The 23,154-nt window shown below is 68.8% G+C and carries 17 protein-coding genes and 1 pseudogene; 16 read left to right on the top strand and 2 right to left on the bottom strand.

Features of this window, described 5'->3' with window-relative positions; all coding sequences use genetic code 11:
• Positions 1–59 precede the first annotated feature (59 nt).
• The 16 genes and pseudogenes from FG99_RS12140 to FG99_RS12070 all read left to right on the top strand — a co-directional run bounded on the left by FG99_RS12140 (position 60) and on the right by FG99_RS12070 (position 19,712).
• Positions 60–1,145, top strand: a complete 1,086-nt coding sequence (locus FG99_RS12140; RefSeq protein WP_081884568.1) for an IS110 family RNA-guided transposase — start codon at positions 60–62, stop codon at positions 1,143–1,145.
• A 1,411-nt stretch (positions 1,146–2,556) separates the two neighbouring features.
• A complete protein-coding gene (locus tag FG99_RS12135; protein ID WP_043269865.1) occupies positions 2,557–3,960 on the top strand; it encodes an amino acid permease in 1,404 nt (467 codons plus the stop codon).
• A gap of 366 nt (positions 3,961–4,326) precedes the next feature.
• The gene (locus FG99_RS12130) at positions 4,327–5,115 is read left to right on the top strand and encodes an enoyl-CoA hydratase/isomerase family protein (RefSeq protein WP_043269863.1); all 789 of its coding nucleotides are present in this window, start codon (positions 4,327–4,329) and stop codon (positions 5,113–5,115) included.
• 17 nt (positions 5,116–5,132) lie between these two features.
• Positions 5,133–6,293, top strand: a complete 1,161-nt coding sequence (locus FG99_RS12125) for an acyl-CoA dehydrogenase family protein (RefSeq protein WP_043269862.1) — start codon at positions 5,133–5,135, stop codon at positions 6,291–6,293.
• 73 nt (positions 6,294–6,366) lie between these two features.
• Positions 6,367–8,457 (top strand): acetate--CoA ligase family protein, encoded by a 2,091-nt coding sequence (locus tag FG99_RS12120; RefSeq protein ID WP_043269859.1) that lies wholly within the window; start codon positions 6,367–6,369, stop codon positions 8,455–8,457.
• Between the two features lie 144 nt (positions 8,458–8,601).
• Positions 8,602–10,264 (top strand): annotated as a pseudogene (locus tag FG99_RS12115) (5-guanidino-2-oxopentanoate decarboxylase).
• Positions 10,265–10,321: 57 nt separating this feature from the next.
• Positions 10,322–11,512 (top strand): pyridoxal phosphate-dependent aminotransferase, encoded by a 1,191-nt coding sequence (locus FG99_RS12110; RefSeq protein ID WP_043269854.1) that lies wholly within the window; start codon positions 10,322–10,324, stop codon positions 11,510–11,512.
• Positions 11,505–11,666 carry a hypothetical protein gene (locus tag FG99_RS32080; protein ID WP_156060070.1) on the top strand — a complete coding sequence of 54 codons (162 nt, stop codon included), beginning with the start codon at positions 11,505–11,507 and terminating at the stop codon, positions 11,664–11,666. The genes FG99_RS12110 and FG99_RS32080 overlap by 8 nt, the downstream gene beginning before the upstream one ends.
• A 210-nt stretch (positions 11,667–11,876) precedes the next feature.
• The gene (locus tag FG99_RS12105) at positions 11,877–12,581 is read left to right on the top strand and encodes an NAD(P)H-dependent oxidoreductase (RefSeq protein ID WP_043269852.1); all 705 of its coding nucleotides are present in this window, start codon (positions 11,877–11,879) and stop codon (positions 12,579–12,581) included.
• A 355-nt stretch (positions 12,582–12,936) separates the two neighbouring features.
• A complete protein-coding gene (locus FG99_RS12100; RefSeq protein WP_043269850.1) occupies positions 12,937–13,872 on the top strand; it encodes a LysR family transcriptional regulator in 936 nt (311 codons plus the stop codon).
• A gap of 121 nt (positions 13,873–13,993) precedes the next feature.
• Positions 13,994–14,194: a hypothetical protein gene (locus FG99_RS12095; RefSeq protein WP_009614826.1), complete on the top strand. Its 201-nt coding sequence runs from the start codon at positions 13,994–13,996 to the stop codon at positions 14,192–14,194.
• 522 nt (positions 14,195–14,716) lie between these two features.
• Positions 14,717–15,574, top strand: coding sequence for a MurR/RpiR family transcriptional regulator (locus FG99_RS12090; protein ID WP_043269847.1), 858 nt, complete (start codon positions 14,717–14,719; stop codon positions 15,572–15,574).
• A gap of 2 nt (positions 15,575–15,576) precedes the next feature.
• The gene (locus FG99_RS12085; RefSeq protein ID WP_043269845.1) at positions 15,577–16,218 is read left to right on the top strand and encodes a cysteine hydrolase family protein; all 642 of its coding nucleotides are present in this window, start codon (positions 15,577–15,579) and stop codon (positions 16,216–16,218) included.
• A gap of 14 nt (positions 16,219–16,232) precedes the next feature.
• A complete protein-coding gene (locus tag FG99_RS12080; RefSeq protein ID WP_043269843.1) occupies positions 16,233–17,564 on the top strand; it encodes a glutamine synthetase family protein in 1,332 nt (443 codons plus the stop codon).
• 58 nt (positions 17,565–17,622) lie between these two features.
• The gene (locus FG99_RS12075; protein ID WP_141766051.1) at positions 17,623–18,291 is read left to right on the top strand and encodes an N-formylglutamate amidohydrolase; all 669 of its coding nucleotides are present in this window, start codon (positions 17,623–17,625) and stop codon (positions 18,289–18,291) included.
• A gap of 77 nt (positions 18,292–18,368) precedes the next feature.
• Positions 18,369–19,712 carry an APC family permease gene (locus FG99_RS12070; RefSeq protein WP_043269839.1) on the top strand — a complete coding sequence of 448 codons (1,344 nt, stop codon included), beginning with the start codon at positions 18,369–18,371 and terminating at the stop codon, positions 19,710–19,712.
• A gap of 288 nt (positions 19,713–20,000) precedes the next feature.
• Here the strand turns inward: FG99_RS12070 and FG99_RS12065 are convergent, their stop codons facing one another.
• Together FG99_RS12065 and FG99_RS12060 are read right to left on the bottom strand one after the other, a co-directional pair.
• Complete coding sequence (locus tag FG99_RS12065; RefSeq protein WP_043269838.1) at positions 20,001–21,335, bottom strand: sigma-54-dependent transcriptional regulator; 1,335 nt, start codon at positions 21,333–21,335, stop codon at positions 20,001–20,003.
• The gene (locus FG99_RS12060) at positions 21,332–23,089 is read right to left on the bottom strand and encodes an ATP-binding protein (RefSeq protein ID WP_043269836.1); all 1,758 of its coding nucleotides are present in this window, start codon (positions 23,087–23,089) and stop codon (positions 21,332–21,334) included. Before FG99_RS12060 ends, FG99_RS12065 begins: the two co-directional genes overlap by 4 nt.
• Positions 23,090–23,154 lie beyond the last annotated feature (65 nt).

Here is a 23,154-nt window from a genome sequence, read left to right as displayed (position 1 = left end):
CGATGGCGGTCTAAGAAGCCACCGACAGTGAGGGTGAGTCCATGAAAAAGCATACGACGATGAATAAGCCGGTGTCTGCAACCGATGTATCGGTGTGCACGACAGTCGCCGTGGATCTGGCGAAAAAGGTCTTCCAGGTGGCGGGGGAAGACGCCCAGGGTCAACTGGCATACGAACAGCGAATCAAGTCGCGTGAAGCGTTTCAGGTGTTTCTGCAGAAGCTGCCGGAGGGCGTGACGGTGCTGATGGAAACCGGTCCTGGAGCACAAGCCTGGGCCCGGCTGCTGCAGGCGCAGGGCAACCTGGTGCGTATCCTGCCGGCTCAGCGGGTGGCCGAGCACCGGAGCGGAGCGAAGAATGATCGCAATGATGCCCACGCCATTCTGCGGGCGGGCCGGGATAGCAGTATTGCGTCGGTGCCGGTGAAGAGCGTCGCGGCACTGGCGATGCAGGCCTGGCACCGTGTCCGGCGGGGCTATGTGCGGCGGCGCACCGCCATGGGTAATCAGATCCGCGGGCTGCTGCTGGAGCAGGGTATCGCCCTGGCGCAGGGGGATGTGGGCTTGAAGCAAGGTGTCACCCGGGTGCTGGAAGACGCTAGACAGCCGTTGCCGGCGCTGCTGCGCGAGCTGATCGACGAGATGCTGAACGAATGGAAACGGCTGGGCGAGCGTATCGCCGCGCTGACCGGGCGTCTGGAAGCCTGTGCCGCCGCCGACCCGACAGCCAAACGGCTGATGACGGTACGTGGTATCGGTCCGATCACGGCTACGGCCTTGCTGGCCAAACAGGTCGAGCCGGAACGTTTCGCCAATGCGCGTCAGTTCGCTGCCTACTTCGGCATCGTGCCCGACCAGCACAGCAGCGGGCAGAAGGTGCGGCTGGGCAAGATGACCAAACGTGGCGACGCCTATGTGCGCAGCCTGATGGTCGTAGGCTCGCATGCGGTGTTGAAGCAACTGCGGCCCGATTCCGAACACCCGGATGATCGGCGCCTGCAGCGCTGGCTACAACGTCTGGGGCGCAAGGGCGCGGCAGTGCGACTGGCCAACCGCAACCTGCGTATCGCCTGGGTGCTGCTGTGCAGCGAACAAACCTACCAGCGCAAGCCGAATGCTTGCCGGGAGATGGAAATGAGCCACTGATCAACGAGTTCCCGCCAACGGGGCGCCAAGTCGCTCCAACCCTTGCTGAAGAACATTGACCCCTGGTCAGACCGTCGCGGATCGATGCCTACGCTCCTACCGGCCTTCGAGGCCTCTTTGTAATCGGCATTCCGCGGGCTTACCCAATGTTGGCCAGAAGCCCGACGTGGCTTCCTCGAACAGGCCTAATACATAGATGCAGTCGGGTTTTCATGTTCAAAAGCGGGTTGACGGTGGGGGTGAGTCCATACATAGGAGCGAGCTTGCTCGCGAACGGACTCCGCGGCGGCTGCGGTGCCATGCGGTTCGCGAGCAAGCTCGCTCCTACGAAAGGCATGCATAGCCGCATGGCTTACCGGGAGGCACACGTTCCCCCGCAGGCACGGACAGTCCCCTCTCCCTTCAGGGAGAGGGTTAGGGAGAGGGTTGCGGGCTCCCAGATGAACTCCGTGCGTTCGGCTGACTCCGTCCCCTCTCCCCAGCCCTCGGCTGCGCGCCCCGCCCTGAAGGGCGAGGGGGCCGTTCGGCAGGCTTGGATGTTTCGGAGTTAGCCGGTGCGTCCGGAAAGCCCTCGCTACAAATTCCTTCGCTCGCGAACGGATTTCCCGGCGGCTGCGGTGCCATGCGGTTCGCGAGCAAGCTCGCTCCTACGAAAAGCACAGAATGCGCAGACCCAGCAGGGAGGCACGCGCATACAGCAGGCACGGACGGTCCCCTCTCCCTTCAGGGAGAGGGTTAGGGAGAGGGTTGCGGGCTCCCAGATGAACTCCGTGCGTTCGGCTGACTCCGTCCCCTCTCCCCAGCCCTCGGCTGCGCGCCCCGCCCTGAAGGGCGAGGGGGCCGATCGGCAGGCTTGGATGTTTCGGCGTCAGCCGATGCGTCCGAAAAGCCCCCGCTACAAATTCCTTTGCTCGCGAACGAATCTCCCGGCGGCTGCGGTGCCATGCGGTTCGCGAGCAAGCTCGCTCCTACGAAAAGCACAGAATGCGCAGACCCAGCAGGGAGGCACGCGCATACAGCAGGCACGGACGGTCCCCTCTCCCTTCAGGGAGAGGGTTAGGGAGAGGGTTGCGGGCTCCCAGATGAACTCCGTGCGTTCGGCTGACTCCGTCCCCCTCTCCCCAGCCCTCGGCTGTGCGCCCCGCCCTGAAGGGAGAGGGGGCCGTTCGGCAGGCTTGGATGTTTCGGAGTTAGCCGGACGTTATCCCGAGGGCGTGGGGACTAGCCCGCTACAAATTCCTTACAGCTTTTTACATCTTCGATCCCGCCGTTCAACGCGACCTTACATCCCCTTCGAATAATCCGGCGGTACCCGTGCCCCGAGCCACGGCCTCTGACTGATTGGAGATAACAACAATGATCCAACGTAGAGTTCCGCTTCGCCGCGCCCGCCGTTTGCCGGAGGTGCGCCATGTCTGATTCGAAGATCCAGCTCACCCGCGCGCTCAAGAGCCGCCACATCTTCATGCTGTCCCTCGGCGGGGTGATCGGCACCGGGCTGTTCATGGGCGCCGGCGTCACCATCAACCAGGGCGGCCCGGCCGGCGCCGTGCTGGCCTACCTGGTGGCCGGGCTGCTGATGTACCTGGTGATGGTCTGCCTGGGCGAGCTGTCGGTGCAGATGCCCGTCTCCGGCTCCTTCCAGGCCCACGCCACGCGCTTCATCGGCCCGGCCACCGGGTTCATGATCGGCTGGGTGTACTGGATGAGCTGGGCCTCCACCGTCGGCCTGGAATTCACCGCCGCCGGCATGCTGATGACGCGCTGGTTCCCCGAGGTGCCGATCTGGCTCTGGTCGGGCTTCTTCGTGGTCGTGCTGTTCTCCCTCAACGCCCTGGCCACCCGCGCCTTCGGCGAGGCCGAATACTGGTTCGCCGGGATCAAGGTGGCGGCCATCCTCGCCTTCATCATCGTTGGCGTGCTGGTGATCTTCGGCGGCATCCACCTCAACGACGGCGCGCCCGCCCCCATGCTCAACAACCTGGTCGGCGACCAACTGTTCCCCAACGGCCTGTCGGCGGTGTTCGCGGTGATGATGACGGTGGTCTACGCCTTCCAGGGCTGCGAGATCATGGGCGTGGCCGCCGGCGAGACCGACCAGCCGGAGCAGAGCATCCCCCGCGCCGTGCGCAACGTGGTGTTCCGCGTGCTGATCTTCTACGTGCTGGCGATCGTCGTGCTGGCCGCCATCGTCCCCTGGCAGCAGGCCGGGCTGGTGGAAAGCCCGTTCGTGCAGGTGTTCGACATGGTCGGCATCCCCTACGCGGCGGACCTGATGAACTTCGTCATCCTCACCGCCATCCTCTCGGTGGGCAACTCCGGCCTGTACGCTTCCACCCGCATCCTCTGGGCCATGTCCAAGACCGGCATGGCGCCCAAGGGCCTGTCCAAGCTCAGTTCCCGCGGTGTACCGCTGTACGCGCTGCTGATCAGCCTGGCCTTCGCCCTGCTCTCGTTGCTGACCAGCGTGGTCGCCGCCGACACCCTGTTCATGGTGCTGATGGCGGTGAGCGGGATGTCCGGCACCGTCACCTGGATCGTCATCGCCCTGGCGCAGTACCGCTTCCGCCGCGAACACATGGCCAAGGGCGGCAGCGTGGCCGACCTGAAATACGCCGCGCCGCTGTTCCCGCTGATCCCCCTGGCCTGCATCGCCATCTGTTGCTCGCTGTTCGTGTTCCTGGCCCTGGACCCGACCCAGCGCCCGTCGCTGTACTGGGGCTTCGGCTTCATCGCCGCCTGCTACCTGGCCTACTACGTACTCAAGCGCAAGCGCCCGCAGGGAGTCAGCGAGGCCGTGCCGAGCATCGGCTGAACCCACGAAGCCCCGGCCCGCGGGGCTTTTCGCTTTTCGGCCTTTCGTAGGATGGCGTTGAGCGAAGCGATACCCATCACCGCAACCGCATGGGTTTCGCAAGCTCAACCCATCCTACGAAAAGCCGTGCTTCCTGGAGCCGTAGGAGACTTCGTCCGCGAAGGCCCGCAGGGCCGTTTGTGCGAAGTTGTAACAAGGTCCTGGGGAAAACCCTGGAAGAACCCCACAGCCCCCGCACCACGCGGCCTTCCCGCCGCCCGGCGGGGCGTTACAAGCCCCCCGAACGGGTGCATTGCCGTCTTGTTGAACACTTGTTTAGTATGGTGGACAACACCGCCCTCATGCGACAACAACAACGAGGCCAGCATGACTCACGCATCCCCGCTCAGCCGGGTCCAGGACGGCATCGCCTGGATCACCCTGAACCGCCCCGAACAGCGCAACGCGCTGGACGTTCCCACGCTGAAGAACCTGCACGCGCTGCTCGACGTCTACGCCGTCGATCCGGCCGTGCGCGTCATCGTGCTGACCGGCGAGGGCCGCAGCTTCTGCGCCGGCGCCGACCTCGCCGAATGGGCCGAGGCCGAAGCCCGCGGCGAGCTGGAAACCTACGGCTGGACCGAAACCGCCCACGCCCTGATGACCCGCCTGCACGGCCTGGACAAGCCGACCATTGCCGCGGTCAACGGCACCGCCGTCGGCGCCGGCATGGACCTCACCCTGTGCTGCGACTTCCGCATCGCCGGCGCCTCGGCGCGCTTCAAGGCCGGCTACACCGGCATGGCCTACTGCCCGGATGCCGGCGCCAGCTGGCACCTGCCGCGGCTGATCGGCGCCGAGGCAGCCAAGCGCCTGCTGTTCCTCGACGAGCTGTGGAACGCCGAGCGCGCGCTGAACGCCGGCCTGGTCGGCGAAGTGGTCGCCGATGACCAGTTGCGAGCCCAGGTCGGCGAATTCGCCACGCGCCTGGCCGCCGGCCCGACCTTCGCCTTCGCCCAGACCAAGCGCCTGATCCGCGACGGCGCCAACCGCACGCTGGCCCAGCAACTGGAGGCCGAGCAGGCCGCCGGGCTGCTCTGCGGCCGCAGCGAGGACGCCGCCGAAGCCCTGCGCGCCGTGGCCGAGAAACGCTCCCCCCACTTCCAAGGCCGTTGAGCGGCGAGGTATTCCCCATGGATTTCAAACTGACCCAGGAACAGGAAATGCTCGTCGAGGCGGTCAAGGCTTTCGTCGAGAAAGAGCTGCTGCCCCACGAGGAAGAAGTCGACCGCGCCGACGCGGTGTCGCCGGAACTCGCCGCGCAGATTCGCGGCAAGGCGCTGGCCGCCGGCTTCTACGCCTTCAACATGCCCGAGGAAGTCGGCGGCGGCGGCCTCGACTACCTGTCCCAGGCGCTGGTCGAGCGCGAGCTGTCCAAGGTCTCCTGGGCGCTGCACGTGTTCGTCGCGCGGCCCTCGAAAATCCTCATGGCCTGCAAGGGCCAGCAGGTGCAGGACTACCTGCTGCCCTGCGTGAACGGCGAGAAGATCGACTGCTTCGCCCTCACCGAGCCGGGCGCCGGCTCCGACGCCAACTCGATCAAGACCCGCGCCGTGCGCGATGGCGACGACTTCGTCATCAACGGCGCCAAGCACTTCATCAGCCACGCCGGGCACGCCGACTTCGCCATCGTCTTCGCCGTCACCGACAGCTACGAGCGCAACGGCAAGAAGCGCAACGCCGTGACCGCCTTCCTGGTCGACAAGGGCACCGCCGGCATGACCGTGCGCCGCGGCCCGAAATGCGTCAGCAACAAGGGCTACCACACCTACGAAATCTTCTTCGACGACTGCCGCGTGCCGGCCTCCAAGGTCCTCGGCGAAGTCGACAAGGGCTGGGAAGTGGCCAACGCCTGGCTCACCGCCGGCCGCGTGATGGTCGCCGCCAACTGCGTCGGCCAGGCCCAGCGCGCCATGGACCTGGCCCTGCAATGGTCGGCCGACCGCAAGCAGTTCGGCCAGGCCATCGGCAGCTACCAGGGCATTTCCTTCAAGCTGGCCGACATGGCCACGCAGATCCGCGCCGCCGAGCTGATGACCCTGCACACCGCGTGGAAGATGGACCAGGGCAGCATGACCGACGGCGAGGCCGGCATGGCCAAGCTGTTCGCCAGCGAAGTGCTCGGCAAGGTCGCCGACGAGACCGTGCAGATCTTCGGCGGCATGGGTCTGATGGACGAGGGCCCGGTGGAGCGCATCTGGCGCAACGCGCGCATCGAGCGCATCTGGGAAGGCACCTCGGAAATCCAGCGCCACATCATCTCCCGCGAACTGCTGCGGCCGCTGCTGCGCTGATCCTCGCTCCCCTCTCCCGCTTGCGGGAGAGGGGCTGGGGGAGAGGGCAACGAGCCTTGCACCGAGACCTGATATGAACACAGAGAACCTCAAGCGCCTGCTGGCGCCCCGTCACCTCGCCTTCATCGGCGGCCGCAGCATGGCCCGCGCGCTCAAGCGCTGCGCCGAGGGCGGCTTCGCCGGGCCGCTGTGGCTGGTCAACCCGCAATACGACGAGCTGGAAGGCGTGCCTTGCGTGCGCAGCATCGCCGAGCTGCCCGAAGGCCCGGACGCGGTGTTCGTCGCCACCAACCGCGACCTGACCTTGAACGCGGTCGCCGAGCTGGCCGCCAAGGGCGCCGGCGGCGCCATCTGCTACGCCTCCGGCTTCGCCGAAACCGGCGCCGAAGGCCAGGCCCTGCAACAGCGCCTGCTCGATGTGGCCGGCGACATGGCCCTGCTCGGCCCCAACTGCTACGGCCTGCTCGACTACCTGCACGGCGCCGCGCTGTGGCCGGTGGCCCACGGCGGGCTCATCGTCGAGAAGGGCGTGGCGGTGCTGACGCAGAGCGGCAACTTCGCCTACAACCTGTCGATGAGCGACCGCTCGCTGCCCATCGCCTACATGGCCTCGGTGGGCAACCAGGCGCAACTGGGCATGGCCGAGCTGATGGACGTGCTGCTCGACGAGCCGTGCGTCACCGCCATCGGCCTGCACCTGGAAGGCCTGAAGAACGTCCCCGGCTTCGCCCGCGCCGCCTACAAGGCGCTGCAGAAAGGCATCCCGGTGATCGCGCTGAAGACCGGCGTCTCGCAGATAGGCGCGGAACTGGCGCTCAGCCACACCAGCTCGCTGGCCGGCTCCGACGCGCTGTACGACGCGCTCTTCGACCGCCTCGGGGTGATCCGCGTCAGCGGCCCGGTGAGCTTCATCGAAACCCTCAAGGCCGCCGCCTGCGGCAACCTGCCGGCCGGCCCCAGCCTGGCCGCGCTGGCCTGCTCCGGCGGCGACGCCGGGCTGATCGCCGACTACGCCGAACGCAACGGCCTGCCGCTGCCCAAGCTGGTCGACGCGCAGCGCACCGAGCTGGCCCAGGTGCTGCCGGACTACGCCAACATCGCCAACCCGCTGGACTTCACCACCGCCATCTGGGGCGACGGCCCGGCGCTGGAGCGGATGCTCGACAGCGCCCTGCGCACGCCGGCCGACGCTGCGTTGCTGGTGCTCGACTACCCCGGCGAGGAAACCGGCGAACGCCCGCAGTGCGACCTGTTGCTGGAACTGTATTGCGCAGCGCTGAAGCGCCACGACAAGGTCGGCTTCATCGCCTCGGCGCTGCCCGAACTGCTGCCGGCCCACGCCCGCGAACTGCTGCACGGCCACGGCGTGGCGGCGTTGCAGGGCGTGGAAGACGGCCTGGCCGCCTGGGGCCGCATCGCCCATTACCGCCAGCGCCGCGACACGCTGCTGGCCCGTGGCGAGGCGGCGCTGGTGCCGCTGTGCCCGCAGGCCATCGACGGCCAGGGCCGGCTGCTCGACGAGTGGCAGTCCAAGCAGGCGCTGAAACCCTTCGGCCTGCCGCTGCCGGCCGCGGTGCTCAGCACCCCCGGCCAGGCCCGCGAGGCCGCCGCCGACCTGGGCTACCCGCTGGTGCTCAAGGCAGTCAGCGCCGAGCTGCCGCACAAGACCGAGGCCGGCGGCGTGGCGCTCAACCTGCGCAACGAGGCGGCCCTGGAAGCGGCGCTGTTCGACATGCGCGAGAACCTGGCGAAGCACGCCCCCGGCGTGGCTTTCGACAAGGTGCTGCTGGAACGCATGGCCAGCCCGCCGCTGGCCGAGCTGATCGTCGGCATCAAGCGCGAGGTCGGCTTCGGCCTGGCCCTGGTGCTGGGCGCCGGCGGCATCCTCGTCGAGCTGCTCAAGGACAGCCGCAGCCTGCTGCTGCCGACCACCGACGCGGCCATCCGCGACGCCCTCCTGGGCCTGCGCAGCGCGCCGCTGCTCAGCGGCTTCCGCGGCCGCCCGGCGGTGGACATGGACAAGCTGGTGGACGCCATCCGCGCGGTGGCCGACTACGCCTGCGAGCACGCCGATACGTTGCTGGAACTGGACGTCAACCCGCTGCTGGTGAACGCCGAAGGCGCCGTGGCGGTGGATGCGCTCATACGGCTGGCCGACGCCTGAGGACCTGAAGGGGAACACGAACGCTCCCCTCTCCCTTCAGGGAGAGGGGCTGGGGGAGAGGGTGGCGGGCCGACGCACCGATGCGGCTGGCGAAAAGCCCCTCTCCCCAGCCCTCTCCCGCAAGCGGGAGAGGGGGCAAGAGCGCTGCGGCGCGAACGGCGATCACACGCGTCGCCGGACAGACGAGGATTTGCCCATGCAACAACAGAAGACCCTCACCGGCGGCCAGGCCCTGGTCCGCCTGCTGGCCAACTACGGCGTCGACACCGTGTTCGGCATCCCCGGCGTGCACACCCTGGAGCTGTACCGCGGCCTGCCCGGCAGCGGCATCCGCCATGTGCTCACCCGCCACGAGCAGGGCGCCGGCTTCATGGCCGACGGCTACGCCCGCGTCAGCGGCAAGCCCGGCGTGGCCTTCATCATCACCGGCCCGGGCGTCACCAACGCCGCCACTGCCATCGGCCAGGCCTACGCCGACTCGGTGCCGCTGCTGGTGATCTCCAGCGTCAACCACACCGCCAGCCTCGGCAAGGGCTGGGGCTGCCTGCACGAGACCCAGGACCAGCGCGCCATGACCGCGCCGATCACCGCCTTCTCGGCGGTCGCCTTGACCCCGGAAGACCTGCCCGAGTTGATCGCCCGCGCCTACGCTGTGTTCGACAGCGAGCGCCCGCGCCCGGTGCACATCTCGGTGCCGCTGGACGTGCTCGCCGCGCCCATCGCCCGCGACTGGACGAATGAAGTGGTGCGCCGCGCCGGCCGTGGCCAGCCCGCCGCCGACGCGCTGCGCCAGGCTGTGGATAAACTCGCCGCGGCCAAGCGCCCGATGATCATCGCCGGAGGCGGCGCGCTGCACGCCGTCGACGCCCTGGCCGCGCTCAGCGAGCGTCTGGCCGCGCCGCTGTTCACCAGCGTCGCCGGCAAGGGCCTGCTGGCCCCGGAAGCGCCGCTGTCCGCCGGCGCCACCCTGTGCACCCAGGCCGGCTGGGACATGATCGCCGAGGCCGACGTGGTGCTGGCCATCGGCACCGAGATGGCCGACACCGACTACTGGCGCGAGCGCCTGCCGCTGGGCGGCGAGCTGATCCGCGTCGACGTCGATTCACGCAAGTTCAACGACTTCTACCCCAGCGCCGTGGCCCTGCTGGGCGATTCGAAAGCCACCGCCGAAGCGCTGCTCGCCGCGCTGCCGGCCGCCAAGCGTGACGCCGGCAGCGCCAGCGACCGCGTCGCCCAGCTGCGTCAGCAACTGGATGCCAGCCACGCGCCGCTGCAGCTTATCCACAAGGCGATCCTCGAACGCATCGCCAAGGCGCTGCCGGCCAACGCCTTCATCGCCAGCGACATGACCCAACTGGCCTACACCGCCAACTACCTGTACCCGAGCAAGGCGCCGCGCGGCTGGCTGCACCCCACCGGCTACGGCACCCTCGGCTACGGCGTGCCGGCCGGCATCGGCGCCAAGTTCGGCGCGCCGGAGCGCCCCGGCCTGGTGCTGGTGGGTGACGGCGGCTTCCTCTACACCGCCCAGGAACTGGCCACCGCCACCGAGGAGCTGGACAGCCCGCTGGTGGTGCTGCTGTGGAACAACGACGCGCTCGGGCAGATCCGCGACGACATGCTCGGCCTGGATATCGAGCCGGTCGGCGTGCTGCCGCGCAACCCGGACTTCGCCCTGCTCGGCCGCGCCTACGGCTGCGAGATGCGCCAGCCGCAGAGCCTGGACGAGCTGGAGCGCGACCTGCGCGAAGGCTTCGCCCACCCCGGCGTGACCCTGATCGAGCTGAAACACGCCTGCGCGAAGTAGGCCCCGTTGCACCCGCCGGGGCCGATGCGGCCCCGGCGCATTGAAGGACTCCCCGTCATGCGCTTCTCGAACCTCACCCAACGCATCGCCGGCGACGGCGCCGCCGCCTGGGACATCCACTACCGCGCCCTGGCGCGCCTGGAGCAGGGCGACGACATCCTGCTGCTGTCGGTGGGCGACCCCGACTTCGACACCCCGTCGCCCATCGTGCAGTCGGCCATCGACAGCCTGCTGGCCGGCAACACCCACTACTCCGACGTGCGCGGCAAGCGCAACCTGCGCGAAGCCATCGCCCGCCGCCACGCGCAACGCAGCGGCCAGGCGGTGGATGCGAACAATGTCGTGGTGCTGGCCGGCGCGCAGTGCGCGCTCTACGCCGTGGCGCAGTGCGTGCTCAACCCGGGCGACGAGGTGATAGTCGCCGAGCCGATGTATGTCACCTACGAGGCGGTGTTCGGCGCCTGCGGGGCCAAGGTGGTGCCGGTCTCGGTGCGTTCCGAGCACGGCTTCCGCGTGCAGGCCGAGGACGTGGCCAGGCTGGTCACCCCGCGCACCCGCGCCATCGCCATCAACAGCCCGCACAACCCCTCCGGCGCCAGCCTGCCGCGGGCCACCTGGGAAGCCCTGTCGCGGCTGTGCATCGCACACGACCTGTGGATGATTTCCGACGAGGTCTACAGCGAGCTGATCTTCGACGGCGAGCACGTCAGCCCGGCCAGCCTGCCAGGCATGGCCGAGCGCACCGCGACCCTCAACAGCCTGTCCAAGTCTCACGCCATGACCGGCTGGCGGGTGGGCTGGGTGGTCGGCCCGCAGGACCTCTGCGGCCACCTGGAAAACCTCGCCCTGTGCATGCTCTACGGCTCGCCGGACTTCATCCAGGACGCCGCCTGCACCGCGCTGGAAGCCCAGCTGCCGGAACTGGAAGCCATGCGCGAGGCCTACCGCCAGCGCCGCGACCTGGTCCTCGACTGCCTGGCCGATTGCGTCGGCCTGCGCGCGCTGCGCCCGGACGGCGGCATGTTCGTGATGGTCGACATCCGCCCCACCGGCCTCTCCGCCCAGGACTTCGCCGACCTGCTGCTGGAGCGCCACGGCGTCTCGGTGCTGGCCGGCGAAGCCTTCGGCCCCAGCGCCGCCGGGCACATCCGCCTGGGCCTGGTGCTCGGCGCCGAGCCGCTGCGCGAGGCCTGCCGGCGCATCGCCCTGTGCGCCGCCGAACTGCTCAAGGAGAAACGCTATGCATGACCGCCTGCGGCTGTACATCGACGGCGCCTGGGTGGCGCCGCAAGGGCAGGGCCTGGCCGAGGTGCAGAACCCGGCCACCGAGCAGACCATCGGCCGCGAGTGGGGCGAGGAAGGTTTGGCGGAGTTCGTCGAACACAAGGCCATTCAACTCTGAACGCCTGAAGAGCACCCTCTCCCCAGCCCTCTCCCGCAAGCGGGAGAGGGGGCAAAAGCGCTTCGGTGCTACCGGCGGGAGAGGGCGCTGCAGGATGAACACGAACGCCCCCTCTCCCTTCAGGGCGGGGCGCGCAGCCGAGGGCTGGGGAGAGGGTGCTGAGCCAGTACGCCAATCCGCCAAGTAGCGCTTTTCTAGCCAGGAATCCACATGAACGTACTGATCATCCACGCCCACAACGAACCCCAGTCCTTCAGCACCGCGCTGTACAAGCTGGCCGAAGAAACCCTCAAGGGCCAGGGCCACGAAGTACAGGTCTCCGACCTCTACGCGATGAACTGGAACCCGGTAGCCAGCGCCGCCGACTTCGGCGCGCGCGCCAACCCGGACTACCTGGTCTACGCCCTGGAGCAGCGCGAAGGCGCCAAGCACCAGACCATCGCCGCCGACATCCAGGCCGAGCTGGACAAGCTGCTCTGGGCGGACCTGGTGATCTTCAACTTCCCGATCTACTGGTTCTCCGCCCCGGCCATCCTCAAGGGCTGGTTCGACCGCGTGCTGGTCTCGGGCATCTGCTACGGCGGCAAGCGCTTCTACGACCAGGGCGGCCTGGCCGGCAAGAAGGCGCTGGTCACCGTCACCCTCGGCGGGCGCGAGCACATGTTCGGCGAAGGCGCCATCCACGGCCCGCTGGAAGACATGCTGCGGCCGATCCTGCGCGGCACCCTGGCCTACACCGGCATGACGGTGCTGCCGCCCTTCGTCGCCTGGCACGTGCCCTACATCGGCAACGACGCGCGCCAGGACTTCCTGCGCCAGTACCAGGACCGCCTGCAGCACCTGGAGGGCGACCAACCGCTGGAATTCCCGCGCCTGGCGCAGTTCGACGAACGCCTCTACCCGCTGCCGCGCTGACTGGCACGCCTCGATGCCGTGGCGCACCGTCGTAGGATGGTGTTGAGCGAAGCGATACCCATCATCGCGACCGCATGGGTTTCGCAAGCTCAACCCATCCTACGAAAGCACCTCGGCGCCGCCTGCAAACGAAAAAAGGCGCACATCAATCAAGACATGCGCCTTTGGAGGAAAAGGGCAGCCGCTGCAGCGGGGTATGCGCGGGGGAGTGTTGGCAAGCGGCTGGTGTGCCGGGTGCCAGACGATGGGCCTGATGGACCCATCGCTGCTGCAGCGACCTGGTTGCCACTATACCCGGCAACTGTCGCGGGAAAATGACCCTATACTGCGATTCAGTTTTGCAGACGGGGCAACAGTGGACACTTTACATGCGATGCGGGTCTTCGCCCGCGTGGTCGATGCCGGCAGCTTCACCGCCGCCGCCAATGCCCTGGGCCTGTCGACCGCCCAGGTCTCCCGCGTGGTCTCGGACCTGGAGGCCTACCTGCAGGCGCGCCTGCTGCACCGCACCACGCGGCGCCTGGCCCTGACCGAGACCGGCGAGCGCTACCTGCAGCGCTGCCGGGAAATCCTCCTCGACGTCGAGGAAGCCGAGGCCGAGGCCAACGGCGCGCACCTGCGCCCGCGCGGCCGGCTGCGCGTGCACTCGTTGACCGGGCTCGGCCAGCAGCATCTCATCCCGCTGATCTCGCGCTACTGCCAGCAGCACCCGGAGGTCTACATCGAGCTGACCCTGGCCCAGCGCCAGCCGGACATCCTCGAAGAAGGCCAGGACGTGGTCATCACCCGCGACCGCGAACTGCCCGACTCCGAATACGTCGCCCAGACCCTCGGCAGCATCTACAGCGTGCTCTGCGCCAGCCCCGGCTACCTGGCCGAGCGCGGCACCCCGCGCGCCATCGAGGACCTGCGCGAGCACCGCTGCCTGCGCCTGCAGGACCCGACCTTCCCGGAAGGCTGGGCCTTCGAGGAAGACAACGAGGCGAGCGTGATCCGCCCGCGCGACACCTTCATGGTCAACGTCGCCGAGGCCCTGGCCGGGGCCGCCCGCGCCGGCATGGGCATCTGCCTGCTGCCCAGCTACGTGGCCGCGCCGGCGCTGCGCCAGGGCGAGCTGGTGCGCGTGTTGCCCGAGCGCAGCCTGCACGTGCGGCAGATCTTCGCGCTCTACCCGTCGCGGCGCTTCCTCGACGCGAAGATCCGCACCTGGGTGGAGTTCCTCAAGGAAGAACTGCCCAAGGCCTTCGACGCCGACGAGCAGGTGATGAACGACCCCGCGCACTGGGCCTGAAAACGGATTGTTGCTTTTCAGGCAATGGTCTGTTGGTGAGCCAGCTATTTTTCCGCCTGTCGCCGAGTCGTAACCTTTGCATCGCCCCCACTGAGCGGGGCCAATCAAAGGTTCGAAAATCATGTCCCGTAAACTTGTTGTTGCTGCCCTGCTGTCCGTTTGCTCGCTGTCCTTCGTGCAACTGAGCTTCGCCGAAGAGTCCCGACTGATGACCGACAAGATGGTGAAAGCCAACGAGGCCGCCATCGCCGCTGCCCAGCAGGCCTCCGACGCCGAGCGTACCGCCGGCAAGGCCGCTGCCCAGTCCAACGCCGATTCCTGATCGGCGTTACTTTCCCCCGGGAAGCCCGGAGCGTGAGCCGGTATTCCCAATGCCTTGCGCCGCATACGAAGTGCGGCGTTTTTTTATCCCGGCGGGGGCGGTGATCTTTTCATTTCATGAAAAAGTCTTTCGCCATCTCCGCGCTTTATCGAAACTAGATAGGTCAATAGACTTGTCTTTATCTGCCGGGCTCTCCCGGCAGGCCCGACACGATCAGCCTGATGTGTCACCGAGGGGCGGTGACTGCGAACTTCCGCCCCTCACGCCAGCCGGTTCCTCCAACGCCGACTGGCCTTGCTTCCCGACGCCGATATCCGATTGCTCCAATCGACGTCTTCTTTCCGGCCGCTGCACTCAGCGGCCGTTTTTTTGCCCGGAAAAAACCTTCCTGCCCAACGGCCCGCCCTAGAGCGGCCGGGTTGCCGGCGCGGCGGAAATGTAGTGAATCGAACATAAACAAAGTATTTGCAATACTTTGAAATATTCACTACAAGACCAGGCACAACCTCCAAGGGAGCTGCCATGTCCAGCCTCAAAGACCGCCTTGCCGCGCCGGACGTCGCCCTGACGCCGGCCGAGCGCAAGGTGCTGCGTGCCTTGCTCGACGACTACCCGCGCCTGGGCCTGGGCCCCATGGCGCGCCTGGCGAGGCAGGCGGGGGTCAGCGACCCGACCATCCTGCGCCTGGTGAAGAAGCTCGGCTTCGCCGGCTACGGCGAGTTCCAGGACGCCCTGCTGATCGAGGTGGACGACCGCCTGCGCTCGCCGCGCACCCTGCTCGCCGAACGCCGCGAGCGCATGGAGCACGACGACCCCTGGTCGAGCTACCTGGCCGACGCCTCGGACAAGCTGCAGCACACCCTGAACCTGACCCGCGCCGACGACATCCGCCTGCTCGGCGACTGGCTGCTCGACCCGCGCCTGCGCCTGTTCTGCCACGGCGGGCGCTTCAGCCGCTTCCTCGCCGGCTACCTGGTCACCCACCTGCGCCTGCTGCGCGGCGGCTGCCTGTGGCTGGACGACGGCATGGCGCTGCCCGACCTGCTGCACGACATGGACCGCCAGTCGCTGCTGGTGCTGTTCGACTACCGCCGCTACCAGGCCCAGGCCCAGCTCGTCGCGCAGACCGCCAAGGCCCGCGGCGCGCGGGTGGTGCTGTTCACCGACATCTACGCCTCGCCGCTGCGCGAGCTGGCCGACCTGATCGTCAGCGCGCCGGTGGAATCTCCCTCGCCGTTCGACTCGTTGGTGCCGGCCATGGCCCAGGTCGAGGCGCTCATCGCCAGCCTGGTAGCGCGCAGCGACAGCCAACTCGACGAACGCCTGGACGGCATCGACCAACTGCGCGCCGCGTTCAACGCCCATCTGCTCGAGGAATGACCATGTTCAGCCTGCCCCACCCGTCGCCCCGCGACCTGCCGTACCGCCGCGGCGAAACCGCCATCCTCTTCGTCGACATGCAGAACGCCTGGGTCATCCCCGGCCGCGACGCCCACATCGACGCGGACAAGGCCCGCTACTTCTATGAGCGCGTGCAGAACCAGGTCATCCCCAACCAGCAGCGCCTGCTGGCGGCCATGCGCGGCGCCGGGCAGAACGTGCTGCACACCATCATCGAAAGCCTCACCGCCGACGGCCGCGACCGCTCCCTGGACCACAAGCTGTCGGACATGCACCTGCCCAAGGGCCACCCCGACGCCCAGGTGATCGATGCGCTGGCGCCGGCCGAGAACGAAGTCGTCCTGCCCAAGACCTCGTCCGGGGTCTTCAACTCCACCGCCATCGACTACGTGCTGCGCAACCTCGACGTGCGCCACCTGATCGTCTGCGGCGTGGTCACCGACCAGTGCGTGGACATGGCCGTGCGCGACGCCGCCGACCGCGGCTACCTGGTGACCCTGGTCGAGGACGCCTGCGCCACCCACAGCGCCGAGCGCCACCAGGCCTGCCTGGAAGCCATCAAGGGCTATTGCTGGATCGCCGACACCGACGCGGTGCTGGCGCGTATCGCCGACCTCGCCTGACCGCGGAGCACGCCATGAGCCAAGCCACCGGGCCGCTGCACCTGAGCAGCTTCGTCACCACCGACCTCGCCGGCATCACCCGCGGCCGCTCGCTGCCGGCCGCCGCGGTCGCCGAGCAACTGGCCAGCGGCTGCGGCTGGGTGCCGGCGAACAGCGCGCTGACGCCGCAGGACATCATCGCCGACGACAACCCCTGGGGCAGCCACGGCGACCTGCGCTTGCTGCCCGACCCCCAGGCGCGCCTGTACCTGGAGCAGGGCCCGGACCCGCTGGCGCCGCCGCTGGACTACTACCACGGCGACCTGGTGGAGACCGACGGCAGGCCCTGGCCGGTGTGCCCGCGCACCCTGCTGCGCGAGGAGATCGCCCGCTACCGCGAGCTGGGCCTGCAGGTCACCGCCGCCTTCGAACACGAATTCACCCTGCTCGGCCTGCCCGAGGGCCCGGGCGGCGCCTTCTCGCTGCAGGCCCAGCGCGCCGCCGGCAACTTCCCCGGCTGGCTGATGGCCGCGCTGGAGCAGGCCGGCGCCGAACCGGAGATGTTCCTGCCCGAATATGGCCGTCGCCAGTACGAGGTGACCTGCCGCCCGACCCAGGGCGTGGCCGCCGCCGACCGCGCGGTGAACGTGCGCGAGCTGACCCGCGAGATCGCCCGGCAGATGGGCCTGGGCACCTGCTTCTCGCCGCTGCGCGCGCCGGGCGAGGTCACCAACGGCGTGCACCTGCACCTGAGCCTGCAGAGCCTCGACGGCGCCCCGCTGTTCTACGATGCCGAGCAGTCGGACAATCTCTCGCAGACCGCGCGCCACTGGGCCGCCGGCGTGCTGCGCCACCTGCCGGCGCTGTGCGCGTTGAGCGCGCCGACGGCGGTTTCCTACCTGCGCCTGAAGCCGCACCACTGGAGCGCCGCCTACGCCTGCCTGGGCCTGCGCAACCGCGAGGCGGCGCTGCGCATCTGCCCGGTGGTGAGCCTCGGCGGCAAGCCGCTGGCGCGCCAGTTCAACCTGGAATTCCGCCCGATGGACGCCACCGCCTCGCCGCACCTGGCCATGGCCGCGGTGCTCATCGCCGGCCGCCTGGGCCTGGAGGAGCGTCTGGCATTGAGCGCGGTCACCGACGTCGACCCGGATTCGCTGAGCGCCGCCGAGCGCGAAGCTCTCGGCATCCAGGCGCTGCCCGGCTCGCTGGAAGAAGCCCTGCAGCTGCTGATGGACGACCACGCGCTCTGCGCCCAGCTGCCGCCGGCGCTGCTGCAGACCTACTTCGCCATGAAGCGCCAGGAGCTGGCGCTGACCCGCGACCTCACCGACGACCAGGTGTGCCAACGCTATGCCAGCCTCTACTGAAAGCGGGCTCTACCGCGAGCCGCCGTTCCGCCTGCTCAACCCCCAAGGGCGCAGCCCGGTGCTGCTGGTCTGCGAGCACGCCAGCCGCTACATCCCGGCGGAACTGGCGCAGCTCGGCCTGGACGACGCCGCGGCGCAGGAGCACATCGCCTGGGACATCGGCGCCCTGGCCCTGGCCGAGGCGCTGGCCGAGCGCCTCGACGCACCGTTGCTGGCGGCCGGCTACTCGCGCCTGCTGATCGACCTGAACCGCCCGCTGGCGGCGCCGGACAGCATCCCCGAGCACAGCGAGGTCTACCCCATCCCCGGCAACCTGGGGCTGGGCGAGGCGAACCGCCGGGAACGCCAGGCGCGCCTGTTCGAACCCTTCCACCGCGCCCTGGCCGAGCTGATCGACCAGCGCCAGGCGGCCGGGCAGCCGACGCGCATCGTCGGCGTGCACAGCTTCACCCCGAGCTACCGCGGCGTGCCGCGGCCGTGGATCGCCGGTGTGCTCTATGGCCGCGCCGAAGGCTACGCACGGCGGATAGTCGACGGCCTGCGCCAGGGCGGCGGCGAGATCGGCGCCAACCAGCCCTACGACATCGACCCGGCCGAGGACATGACCGTGCCGGTGCACGGCGACGAGCGCGGCCTCGACGCCGTGCTCCTGGAAATCCGCAACGACGGGCTGCGCGAAGCCGCCGCCGTCCAGGCCTGGGCCGAGCGCCTGGCGCCCTGGCTGTAAGCCCCGGAACAAGAAACGCCGTCGCGCTCGCGGCGCAGACAACAACGACAAAGCTGCCGAATCGAGAGGACTCCCCCATGGCCATCGAACAGTTTGGCTACCAGCAACAGCTCCGCCGCAGTCTTTCCCTGACCGACCTGGTCGTCTACGGGATGATCTTCATGATCCCCATCGCGCCCTTCGGCGTGTATGGCTGGGTCCACGCCGACTCCCAGGGCATGGTGCCCATGGCCTACCTGGTGGGCATGCTGGCGATGCTCTTCACTGCCCTGAGCTATGGCGCCATGGCCCGCGCCTTCCCCATCGCCGGCTCGGTGTATTCCTACGCCCAGCGCGGCATCCACCCGCACGTCGGCTTCCTCGCCGGCTGGGTGCTGCTGCTGGACTACCTGCTGATCCCGCCGCTGCTCTACGTGTTCAGCGCGCTGGCGCTCAACCACCTGTTCCCGGACGTGCCGAAGCTGGTGTGGATGCTCGCCTTCCTGGTCTCGGCGACCCTGGTGAACCTGCGCGGCATCACCTTCGCCGCGCGCTTCAACCTGCTGTTCCTGATCGCCGAGATGATCGTCCTGGCGATCTTCCTGGTGGTCGGCTACCACGCCCTGGAAGGCGGCATGGGCAGCGGCCGGCTGACCCTGGCGCCGCTCTACCAGCCGGAGCACTTCGACCTCGGCCTGGTGATGAAGGCGGTGTCCATCGCCGTGCTGTCGTTCCTCGGCTTCGACGCCATCTCCACCCTCGCCGAAGAGGTCAAGGGCGACCCGGCCAAGCAGATCGGCCGCGCCTCGCTGATCGCGCTGTTCGTCATGGGCGGCATCTTCGTCCTGCAGACCTGGCTGGCCACCGACCTGGCCGCGGGCATGACCTTCCAGTCGGCCGACACCGCCTTCTACGAGATAGCCGAGGCCGCCGGCGGCAAGTGGCTGTCGACCCTGACCGCGGTGGCCACCGCGCTGGCCTGGGGCGTGACGGTGTCGATCACCTCCCAGGCGGCGGTGTCGCGCCTGCTCTACTCCATGGCCCGCGACGGCAAGCTGCCGCGGGTGCTGGCCAAGGTGCACACGCGCTACCAGACACCCCACGTCAGCCTGTACCTGGTGGCGGTGCTGTCGTTGGGCATCGGCATCGCCTTCCTCGACGCGCCGGACGTGCTCACCTCGCTGGTCAACTTCGGCGCGCTCACCGGCTTCTGCCTGCTGCACCTGGCGGTGATCAATCACTACTTCATCCGCCAGAAGAGCGGCAAGGTGGTGCGCCACCTGCTGTGCCCGCTGGTGGGCCTGGCGATCATCGGCTACGTGCTGGTCAGCATGAGCGCCGACGCCCAGTACCTGGGCCTGGCCTGGATCGCCGTGGGCCTGGTGTACCTGGCGGTGCTGCACAAGCGCGGCAAGGCTGGCGAGCTGGCAACAGGGTTGTGATCGCTGCGAGCATGGCTTCTCGTAGGAGCGAGCTTGCTCGCGAACAAACGCGGTGCCATGCGGTTCGCGAGCAAGCTCGCTCCTACGAAGAGCACCCCGGTGCGGGGCTCTTCGTAGGATGGGTTGAGCCTTGGCGAAACCCATGCGGCCATGGCGATGGGTATCGCTTCGCTCAACCCATCCTACGGTAGCGAATAAGAGCGCCAGGGAGCGTAGGGCGTATAACCGTTCGCGGTTATACGCCGCCTCACCAGGCCGCAACGCCCCTCCGGGCTTGCGCATAGGCGCTCAACCCTCCCCGCGAAACTCCCCCCGGCTCAACCCATGCCGCTGCATCTTCTCGTTGAGGGTGCGCCGCGGCAGGCCGAGCAGTTCCATCACCGCCTTGATGTCGCCCTTGCACTGGCTCAGGGCCTGGCGGATGCATTCGGCCTCGTAGGCTTCCATGCGTTCGAACAGGCCGCTGCCGGCCGGCGCTTCCAGTTGCGCGGCGCGGTCCAGGCCGAGCACGTGGCGCTCGGCGGCGTTGGCCAGTTCGCGCACGTTGCCCGGCCAGTCGTGGGCCAGCAGCCGGGCCAGTTCGGCGGTGGACAGCGGCGGCGCCTCGCGGCCGAGCTTCTCGCTGGCCAACTGGGCGAAGTGTTCGAACAGCAGCGGGATGTCCTCGCGCCTTTCGCGCAGCGGCGGCAGGCGCAGTTCGGCGACGTTCAGGCGGTACACCAGGTCTTCGCGGAAGCGCCCGGCGCGGGCCTCTTCCAGCAGGTCCGGCTTGGTCGCGGCGATCACCCGCAGATCGACGCGGATGCTCTGGTTCGAGCCCAGGCGCTCCAGTTGCTGCTCCTGCAGCACACGCAGCAGCTTGACCTGCTGGGCCAGCGGCATGCTCTCGATCTCGTCGAGGAACAGGCTGCCGCCGTTGGCGTGCTCCAGCTTGCCGATGCGCTTGCCCTGGGCGCCGGTGAAGGCGCCGCTCTCGTGGCCGAACAGCTCGCTTTCGAACAGCTGCTCGGGGATGGCTGCGCAGTTCAGCGCGACGAAGGGCTTGTCCGCGCGCGGGCCGAAGTCGTGCAGGCAGCGGGCGACCAGCTCCTTGCCGGCGCCGGTCTCGCCGCGGATCAGCACGTTCACCGGGGTGCCGGCCAGGGCCAGCACCTGGCGGCGCAGGGCCTCCATCGGCTTCGACACGCCGAGCAGGCGCGACTCCACCTGGTCCTTGAGCGTGGCCTGCTCGCGCAACTGGCGGTTCTCCAGCACCAGGCGGCGCTTTTCCAGGGCGCGGCGCAGGCTGTCCAGCAGGCGCTCGGGGGTGAAGGGCTTCTCGATGAAGTCGTAGGCGCCGTCGCGCATGGCCTGCACCGCCATGGGCACGTCGCCGTGGCCGGTGACCATGATCACCGGCAGGTCGCGGTCCAGCTGCTGCAGGCGTTCGAGCAGGGCCAGGCCGTCCGTGCCGGGCATGCGCACGTCGCTGATCACCACGCCGGCGAAACCGCGCTCCAGGTTCTTCAGGCACTCCTCGGCGCTCTTGCACAGGCGCACCGTGAAGCCGGACAGCTGCAGCCACTGCTGCACGGCTTCGCGGATGGCGGCTTCGTCATCGACGAAAATCACGTGTTCGGTCATGTCTCTTCGCTCGCGGCGGGCAGCACCAGGCGGAACAGCGCGCCGCCTTCGGGACGGTTGGCGGCCTCCAGGCGGCCGCCGAGTTCGTGGACGATGCCGTAGGATACCGCCAGTCCCAGGCCGAGTCCCTCGCCCACCGGCTTGGTGGTGAAGAAGGGGTCGAAGACGTTGCCCAGGTGCTCGGCGGCGATGCCCGCGCCGTTGTCGGCGACTTCCAGAATCCAGTACGGGTCCTCGCGACGCAGCGCCACCCCGATGTGCGGGCGCTCGACGCCTGTCACCGCGTCCAGGGCGTTGCGCAGCAGGTTGACCAGCACCTGCTCCAGGCGGATGGCGTCGCCCAGCACCCAGGCCGGCACGCTGAGCACCTGGCTGACCTCCACCTGCTCGGCGCGGATGCGCGGCGTCAGCAATTGCAGGGCCTGGTCCAGCACGTGGCCCAGTTCGATGCGTTCGCGCAGGCCGCCGGGGGTCTTGCGGGCGAAGGTCTTCAGGTGGCCGGTCAGCGCGGCCATGCGCTCCAGCAACTCGTCCAGGCGCGCCAGGGCGGCGCGGGCCTCGTCGCTGCGCCCGGCGTCCAGCAGCAGGCGCACGCTGGCCAGGTGCATGCGCTGGGCGGTCAGCGGCTGGTTGATCTCGTGGGCCAGGGCCGCCGACATCTGCCCCAGGGCCGCCAGCTTGGCGGCCTGCACCAGGCCGTCCTGGGCGGTTTTCAGGGCGGCGGTGCGCTGTTCCACCAGTTGTTCCAGTTCCTCGCGGCTGCGCTGGCGCAGGCGGGCGATGCGCCAGCGCTGTTGCAGCAGCAGGGCCAGGAACACCAGCGCCAGCCAAGCCCCGGCGGCGGCCAGGCGCGCGGTGGCGACGTCGCTCTGCACGCCGCGGGCGTCGCGCAGCAGGTGCAGGGTCCAGTCGTCGTCGGGCAGGCTCAGGGATTGCCAGAGGTAGTCGGTTTCGTCGTCCTTGGCGCCGACGCGCACCAGGCGGCTGTCCTCGCCCAGCGGCTGCAGGGTGCGGTGCTGTAACGGGCTCAGCGGCTGGCGGTCGTACTGGCGGGTCTGCGCCAGTTCCAGGCGGGCGAAGGTGTCCAGCGGCTGCAATTCGCGGTAGCGCCAGCCGGGGTGGTTGGCGAGGAAGACGATGCCCTTGGTGTCGCTGACCAGCACCAGGTCGGGGGTCTGGCTCCACTGCTGTTCCAGGTCGGGGAATTCCAGCTTGACCACGATGGCGCCGAGGAAGCGCCCGGCCTCGTCGCGCACCGCGTTGGCCAGGAAGTAGCCGGGGATGCCGGTGGTCACGCCCACCGCGTAGAAGCGCCCGGTGCCCTGGGCGATGGTCTGGCGGAAGTAGGGGCGGAAGGCGTAGTTGTGGCCGACGTAGCTGGTGGGCAGGCGCCAGTTGCTGGCAGCCACCGCCAGGCCGTCGCGGTCGAGCAGTTCCAGGGTGGAGGAGCGCGCCGCGGCGTTGATCCGCTCCAGCTTGAGGTTCAGCGCCTGCTGCAGCTCGCCCGTGATCGGGCCGGCCAGGGCCTGACGCAGTTCCGGGTCCAGGGCCAGCACCGCCGGCAGGCTGCGGTAGCGTTCCAGCAGGGTGCGCAGGGAACTGACGTACAGCCCCAACTGCTCGTGGGCCGCCTCGGCCTCGGCGAGCAGCGAGCGGTGCCGCGCCTTCTCCCCGGCCCAGTACACCGACAGCAGCAGGCCGGCCAGCACCAGCAGGCTGGCGAGGATCAGGCGCAGGGGACGGCTCGGGCTCATGGCGCTCGGTGCGGGTGGGCGGAGCGCGACCATAGCACGTCCGGGCACTGGTCCGGCGCGGCCGC

The organism is Pseudomonas sp. AAC (genome assembly GCF_000725445.1).
GTDB classification, from domain to species: domain Bacteria; phylum Pseudomonadota; class Gammaproteobacteria; order Pseudomonadales; family Pseudomonadaceae; genus Pseudomonas; species Pseudomonas citronellolis.
This window is presented reverse-complemented; position numbering and strand designations above follow the sequence as displayed.